Source organism: Microcoleus sp. M2_D5 (assembly GCF_036701935.1).
Lineage (GTDB): Bacteria > Cyanobacteriota > Cyanobacteriia > Cyanobacteriales > Microcoleaceae > Microcoleus.
Window position 1 is genome coordinate 1 of record NZ_JAUBRP010000137.1, and the last position, 8194, is coordinate 8194.

The following is an 8194-nucleotide window of genomic DNA, read 5'->3' on the forward strand; positions in this document are numbered from 1 at the left end:
GTGTGGAACAGGCATCTTGCCTGTTCCTAATTTTCAGTAACAGGCAAGATGCCTGTTCCACAAGAGAATTGATGGTTGTGTGTGGAACAGGCATCTTGCCTGTTCCTAATTTTCAGTAACAGGCAAGATGCCTGTTCCACAAGAGAATTGATGGTTTGTGGAACAGGCATCTTGCCTGTTCCTAACGCAACTACAAACTATTACCGACTAGCGCTGGGCGAGAATCTTTTTTGCGAAATTGCAAAGAGTTATTTTCGCAGTCGATCGCAATTGTATCCCCCTCCACAAACGCATTTTCCAGAATCTTGTTAGCCAGCGGGTTTTCCAGCTCCCGCTGGATAGCGCGTTTCAAGGGACGAGCGCCGTAAACCGGGTCGTAACCGACATCTGTGATATGGTTTTTCGCCGCATCCGACAGTTCCAAAGTAATTTTTTGCTCTGCCAACAAACGCTCGATCCGCTTGACTTGGATACTGACAATTTGCCGCAATTCGACCTTGCTCAAAGTGTGGAACAAAATTATCTCGTCCACCCGATTGAGAAATTCCGGCCGGAAGTGCGATCGCAGCGCTGCCATCACCCGTTTTAACATCTGTTCGTACTCTTGGTCTGTCTCCCGTTCTTGAGTCAATAAATTTTCATTTTCAGTCTTGTTTTCAGTCTTGTTTTCAGTCTTGTTTTCACTCTTAGTTAGAGTATCAACATCAACTCGCTGGGCCGACACCTCAACAGTACCATCTGCAGCCACTTTATAATCTGTCTTTTGACTTGACAAATCTTTCGTTTCCTGCTTACGACTCGCAGGTTTTTTGACGGTTTTTTCCTTCTTAGTAAACACGTCTAAAATGTGGTCGCTGCCGATATTGCTAGTCATCACAATTACGGTATTTCTAAAGTCAACCACTCGACCTTGAGAATCGGTAATTCTGCCGTCATCCAAGACTTGCAGCAAAATGTTAAATACGTCGGCGTGCGCTTTTTCCACTTCGTCAAACAACACTACCGAATAAGGATGTCTCCGCACTGCTTCGGAAAGTTGTCCCCCTTCATCGTAACCGACATATCCGGGAGGAGCTCCTACCAACCGAGAAACGCTGTGCTTCTCCATGTATTCCGACATATCGATGCGGACGATCGCATCATCGCTGTCAAACAAAAACTCCGCCAACGCCCGCGCTAACTCAGTTTTGCCGACGCCTGTCGGGCCCATAAACAAGAAAGAGCCGATCGGCCTCCCCGGATCTTTCATGCCCGCCCTAGCGCGCCGAATTGCCGCCGCCACGGCTGTTACAGCTTCCTCTTGACCGATAACTTTTTGGTGCAAGTGTTTTTCCAATTGCAGCAATTTTTGGCGTTCGGATTCTAACAACCGGTTAACCGGAATGCCCGTCCATTTAGCGACAATTTCCGCAATATCGCCCTCAGTAACTTTTTCCCGCAGCAGGGAAGAACCTTGAGCTTGCTGTTTCAAAAGTTCCGCTTCTTTCGCTTCGCGATCGCGCACCGCAGTTTCCAACTTGCCGTACTTTAACTGTGCGGCCTTATTCAAATCGTAAGCCCTTTCTGCTTGTTCAATTTGGACTCGCAGTTGGTCTTCTTCTGCTTTCAATTTATTGATTGCATCCAACAACTGCTTTTCGCCCAACCACTGAGAGGACAATTTTTCCTGCTTGACTTTTAAGATGTCAATCTCAGATGTGATGCGTTCGACGCGGAAGCCCAGCCCGGGGGCTAGAGTACCTTTTCCTTCGCCTTCGATCGACAATTTTTCCATTTCCAACTGCATCACCCGGCGGTCGATTCCTTCCAATTCCACAGGTTTAGAGGTAATCTCCATTTTCAAGTGGGCGGCCGCTTCATCTACAAGGTCGATCGCCTTGTCCGGCAAAAAGCGATCGGAAATATAGCGAAAAGACAGAGTTGCAGCAGCTACCAGGGCCGAATCAGTAATTTTTACCCCGTGGTGGCGTTCGTAACGGTCTTTCAATCCGCGCAAAATCGAAACAGTATCTTCAACGCTGGGTTCGCCGACAAATACTTGTTGAAATCGACGTTCTAGTGCAGGATCTTTTTCAATATTCTTGCGGAATTCGTCGAGAGTTGTAGCGCCGATGCAGCGCAATTCGCCTCTCGCCAACATCGGTTTTAACAAATTTCCCGCATCCATTCCCGAACCGGAACTGCCACCGCCGCCGGTGCCGACAACCGTGTGCAATTCGTCAATAAATAGGACAATTTGCCCGTCGGAATCGATAACTTCCCGCAATACAGATCGCAACCGTTCTTCAAATTCGCCCCGGAATTTTGCCCCAGCAATTAAACTGCCCATGTCGAGGCTAAATAGCTGGCGATTTTTCAAAGATTCCGGTACGTCGCCGTTGACAATTCGCTGGGCTAAACCTTCGGCGATCGCAGTTTTTCCGACTCCGGGATCGCCAATTAACACTGGATTGTTTTTTTGACGACGGGAAAGAACTTGTACCACGCGGCGGATTTCCTCGTCGCGGCCGATTACTGGGTCGAGTTTGCCGGCAATGGCTGCTTCTGTCAAATCGCGACCGTACTTGCTGAGGGCGTCGGAGTTAGCTTCGCCATCTTGATCTTGCCCTTTAGCGTTGCTGCGGCTGCCTTTCGTTTCGGAATTTTTTTCTTGGGCTTTAGCAGTGGCGCGGAAAGATTTGATGGCTTCTTCGAGTTTTGGTCGATCGAGTGTACCGGCTGGGGGTTTGCGATCGTAACCGGGGCGGCCAGGCGGGCCGTCGCCTTTTGTCAGCAACCTGCGGCCGACTCGTTCGTCTTCTACTAAGCCAATTAATAAATGTTCAACGGCGATAAAATTATCTTGCCAAGTCGCCCTGGTGGCCTCGGCAACATCTAACATCACTTCTAAGCCGCGACCGAGGTATAGTTGGTCAGCGTTGGCAACTCTGGGCTGTCGTTTGGCAAAAGCATCTAACTGCTGGGCCAAGCGGGGGGCATCGACTCCAGCTTTGCTGAGAATGCTGTTGGCCTGGCCTTGCTGTTCGAGAAGGGCAATGGCTAAATGTTCAACCTCTAGCTGCTGATTGGCAAAGCGGCGGGCTACATCCTGGGATTTGACAATCGCTTCCCAGGCTTGATCTGTAAATTTGCTAGGGTCTGTTGGCTGCACGTTGGTTCCTCGCAATCAAGGGGATTCCTGTTGTTATCCGTTAATACATCGTCTCACAACCATCATAATCTTTAAACAGGATTATGAATTTATGAGTGCGGTTAACTACGGCGGAAGTTGTGAAATAATTGACAAGATTGAAAAAGCTTACAGTCCGCAATCCACCCCGAAATTTGCTGCGGTGAGACTCACATCTTGCGCCATTCTCCAGAACGGGCAAGATGCCCGTTCCACAAAAGATAAATTTTCTTGTGCAACAGGCATCTTGCCTGTTCATAAAAGGCTAACTGACAATGGTGCAACATAGGAGTTCAGACCGACTATGGCGATTCCCTGCGGGATAGGTTGGGTGGCCGTACTTATAAAAATATTGCCAGAATCAAGATTTTTGAGCGACTGAGATTTATGCTATTTCCGACTTACCAATTTCTAGTATTTTTCCTAATTATTTTTAGCGCGATCGTCTCTGTGAAACCCCAAGTCGAGTTGTATAAAATTGTCTTGTTAGTTTCCAGTTTATTATTTTATTCCTTTTGGAGCTTTGACTTTCTCTTGCTCCTCATTTTCTCGACAGTTTACAATTATATCATTCTCCGGGCGATCTGCAACAGTAAGTATAAAAAAATTGCTTTCATCTCCGGTATAATTTTCAACATTGGCTATCTCGGCATCTTTAAATATTGCAACTTCTTTGTAACTTCTTTATTTGAGGTACTGAATCAGCTACAAATTCCCGCCGACTTTCCAGTTTTGCAAATAATCGCCCCCGTCGGCGTGTCTTTCTACACTTTTAGAATAATTTCCCATTTAATCGACTGCTACCAGCAAAAAATCCCTTGTCCGAAATTTGTAGACTATGCCGCCTACATTACCTATTTTCCGCAAATTGCCTCCGGGCCAATCTCGCGAGCTCGCGATTTTTACTGGCAGCTAAATTCACCGGAAAAATACGACTATAAAATTGAAGAAGTTATAGTTTTGATTTTGTCGGGACTCTTCAAAAAATATACTTTGTCGAGCTTTTTGTTTAACTTCACTGACTTGCCATTCAAAGTCCCGCAGCAGTACAGCAGCATCGATTTAATCCTCGCGGCAATTTCCTATTCCTGTTTAATTTACGTAGATTTCAGCGGCTACTCGGATTTAGCCAACGGCATCTCCTGTTTGCTGGGTTTCAAACCCATTGCCAACTTTAATATGCCATACCGATCGCTCAGCCTGCAAGAATTTTGGAAAAGGTGGCACATCAGTCTTTCCGAGTGGCTGAGGGATTACGTTTACTTTCCTTTTGGCGGCAACAAATACGGCAAGTTGAGGAAGTACGTAAATTTACTGATGACAATGGCGATCGGTGGATTGTGGCACGGCGCCGGTTTAAACTTTATTTTCTGGGGAATAATTCACGGTTTAGGGTTAATTGTCAACCATTTATGTAAAGATATCCCCCAAGCTATCCACTTTAAATTAGACTATGCCTTTCCCAGATTTGCTAAATTTTGCAGTTGGCTGCTAACATTTACTTTTGTTACTTGTAGCTGGGTATTTTTCGGCACTCCCAACTGGGAAACTGCGGTGAGTTTTTTTGCAGGAATTTTCCATCCTGCCGTCGCAACTTTTCAATTTAACTTCTGGCAATTGTATTTAGTAATTGCAGTCATTGGCGCGATTAACTTCTGGGGCGATCGCATCTCGCAACTATTGCAAACCTTACTGTCATTAAAAAACATTTTCTTTCGGGTTGTCTTAGTTTCGCTGCTCGTGTATACTATCTTGATGTTGGGGCCGAGTACCATGCCGCCTTTTATTTACTTTAATTTTTAAGTAATTTCTAAGAAATATGAAAGACCGGGAATTTTTGCTGATTGTTACTTCTGTAATTCTCACTTTGATATTTTCAAACTTATCATTATTTCTGAAAAGCTTTGCTTCAACTCCTTTCGCCAGTCCAGAAATCAAACAAGCCGCGCGCCAGATAGAAATAGACGGTTTCCGAAAATCTGAACAAGCTTTTTGGAGTAAAATTAAAGATATTAACTTCGATAGCATCCCCAAAGAATCAGAAATTCCTCCTGTCAAAACCGAAACAAAAGCGGCCGTTGAACCCCCAAAGCCTGCTAATGCTAAAAAACCAACCCCAGCTAAAAAACCAACCCCAGCTAAACCCAAACTGACCATACCTTATCGCAGATTTTTATTTATTGGAGATTCCGTAATGTTCGACTTAGGAATTCAACTCCAGTACACTCTTAAGAAAAAATACAATATCGCCGAGACGAAAATTGACTACAAGGTGTCCACGGGATTAAATCGGATAGATTATTATGACTGGTATGCCAGAACTCGCAAAATTATTAATGATTACCAGCCGGATGTAGTGATAGTTTTATTTGGAGCAAATGACCGTCAAAATATCGTTGATTCTCAAGGAAAAGGCAGGGCAGTTATGAGCAAAGAATGGCAAAAAGCTTATCAAGAAAGAGTGGAAAGATATGCCAGTTTACTGGATTCGTTATCTGTGAGAAAAGTGTATTGGGTCGGTCAATCGATGCCTAACAAATCTTCGTATTTCAAAGCTTTTACCGTCATGAACGATATTTATAAAACTGCCAGCAAATCTTCATCCAAAATCGAATTTATTTCAACTTGGGATACTTTTGCAAAAGCTGGGAAATTTGTTCCAGTAGTTGCTAATAAATCGGGTAAACGAGGCTATGTAAAAAATAATGACGGCTTGCACTTTACCTCCCACGGAGCTCAAATTATCAGCGACTTAATCGTTGACAAAATGGTGAGCGACAAAATATTAAAAGCTCCGCCAAAGAAATGACGATAGTAGGTTGGTTTTCGTGACTAAACTCAACCAAAAATTTTGACATTTCACCGATTAATGCAAGATAATATATTTAGTTTGGGACGGACATGGGTCTCGCTCAACTAGGTTTATAGGGAAAATCTAGGATTGAGTTATAATAAATTTACTCGTGAAACCGGGTTTATAACTCCCTATGCGTCCAGGACTAATATTGACAAAAAGCCACAGTAAATGTAATGCTGAATTCAGCATCCAGCAACGGCCTCCATATCTAGCAATTGTCATGGCGACAAATTATGACGAGCAATATGTGGAAACTCGATCGCACTAACATCCCTGAGTCAATGGGGTGCAGCGGCACAGCGCTAATCTTCACTCTCACTAAATATAGTCAACCTTGGCAAAGAATAAACCTAGTTGAAAAAATCCTGCAACAGTGCGGCATCGAGCCTTTTGCTGAAGTTTTGGGCGTACCCAACAGCGGAATATTCAGAGAAAATATACCGGAATCCGTCAGAAAACCGCATCCGAATTTGCTGTTTCGCGCTTTGGCAATTCAAGCATTGGGGAAGGTGCGAGAGGGGCAGATATCAAGTGAGAGAACGGCTAGAGCAAGTAATTTTAGCAAAAATCTGCTGGCGGCGTTAGAACAGGAAGCGCGAGGTGGCTCGACTCCTTTAATTCGGTGGTCTGCGGCTGTTAGTATTAAGTCAATGTGGTTGGATGAAGCAGGGCAACAACAAGGCAAGGAAGGTGCTGTCAATTCCACAATCAATGCAGGGGAAATTGAGCGGCTGGTTGTAGAAGAGCAAATTCAACTATTAGCAAGCAACAAATTTGCTTTGGGCGACAGCAGCAGAAATGACAGCCACAAGGAATATGAGAATTGTCTCGATTTTTGGGTGTACGGCCCTAGCTGGCTGCTGCCGAGCCTGCTAATGGATTGCGAGGAATATCTGTTTTGGATCGATCGAGTATTTGCGGCGATCGCACTTAGGGACTCCTACAAATTGAATGCCGAAAACGATGCGGCGGTAACAAACTTTTTGGAAGTTGCGGAAAATAATTTTAATGACTTAGAATTCTCCAAAATACTTGCCAAAATTTTTGATTTCCTGCACCACCCGGAAGCGAAAGTCAAAAATCTAGCTGCCATTATTTTAGCACCCTACAAAGACAAGCTGGAGCAAAAATCGGCGCAGATTCTGACAGCGCTCCTATATAAATTTCATGTAAAATATCAGCCTTTACAATCCCTGACTCTTCCCGAAATTGAGGAGTACAAAGCGTCACTGTATTTCGGTAAAATGGAAATTGACGACTTGTATTGTGAGGCTTTGGCGCTGTGCGGCGATCGGGATGTCGAACTCGCAAGTTTCTTGTCAGCTAAACAGAGGGAATACCAAAATACTGTAGATGAGCAGATCGACAATCTCAGCAAGTTAGTTAAGTCGATCGTAGATTGCCAGAGCTTGTTAGATGCGAATAGGGAACTTTTGTATTTGACTATAGAGCGGCTGCAAAAATGGGATTACACCCTAGGTCATAAACTGTCTGTGCACCGCAAGAAACTCCAAAATCTCAGTTTTGACAAAAGCACATCCGAGCAGTGCATAAACCTCGACAACGAGCTAAATTCTCTCAGAGATTCTTTGCAATATACTTTGTATGAAGTCACCTCCAAAATTAACAGCCTAATTAGAGATTTAGAACTTTCTGTGTCTAAGAATAATAAGACTGCCAGAGATATGTTTAAGTGGACATGGGTATTGTTGGGGGTGTGGTTTTCAGTAGGGCTGCTCTTGTATATATCGGATTCAGTGATTAACTCGATGTTTACCGTCAGCTACACAAGCGAATTTGTAGTTTATTGGACTATTTTATTTATTGTGATGGTGGTATTTTTGTTAGTATTAGCTGTATTTTTTTCGGTACTCGCTGCTTTAGACAAGCGCCGAGAATCTAAATTAATTCCTAAATTTGATAGCTTAAGCCAAATAGGCACAAGTTTTTCTATTTTGTGGCAAAAGAGTTACTTGCAGCAGTTTGTACCGTCGGTGCGATCGCATTAAAAGTTTCAGTTGACAGTTGACAGTTCTCAAAAGAAAAACGGAAGAGGGAAGATAGTTTTTCCTTCCCCTTCCCCCTCTTAAAGATCGCGAATTAAATAACTTATAATTTTAATTGTTATTGTGGGATGGGCGTCCCGCCCGTCATGAGTGGACGGGCGG

At 44.1% G+C, this 8194-nt stretch carries 5 protein-coding genes; 4 read left to right on the forward strand and 1 reads right to left on the reverse strand.

All coding sequences use genetic code 11. The annotated features are described in order from the left end of the window. Positions 1–190: 190 nt before the first annotated feature. Positions 191–3151 (reverse strand): AAA family ATPase, encoded by a 2961-nt coding sequence (locus tag QUA50_RS28660; protein WP_333268678.1) that lies wholly within the window; start codon positions 3149–3151, stop codon positions 191–193. A gap of 91 nt (positions 3152–3242) precedes the next feature. Here QUA50_RS28660 and QUA50_RS28665 point away from each other — a divergent pair, with 91 nt between their 5' ends. From QUA50_RS28665 to QUA50_RS28680, 4 genes are all read left to right on the forward strand, one after another. Beyond that, on the forward strand, positions 3243–3458 hold the full coding sequence (locus QUA50_RS28665; protein WP_333268676.1) for a hypothetical protein: 216 nt from the start codon (positions 3243–3245) through the stop codon (positions 3456–3458). Positions 3459–3556: 98 nt separating this feature from the next. Then, positions 3557–4972, forward strand: coding sequence for an MBOAT family O-acyltransferase (locus QUA50_RS28670; protein WP_333268674.1), 1416 nt, complete (start codon positions 3557–3559; stop codon positions 4970–4972). Positions 4973–4988: 16 nt separating this feature from the next. Further along, complete coding sequence (locus QUA50_RS28675; RefSeq protein WP_333268672.1) at positions 4989–5978, forward strand: DUF459 domain-containing protein; 990 nt, start codon at positions 4989–4991, stop codon at positions 5976–5978. 281 nt (positions 5979–6259) lie between these two features. Continuing rightward, a complete protein-coding gene (locus QUA50_RS28680; RefSeq protein WP_333268670.1) occupies positions 6260–8035 on the forward strand; it encodes a hypothetical protein in 1776 nt (591 codons plus the stop codon). Positions 8036–8194: the final 159 nt, after the last annotated feature.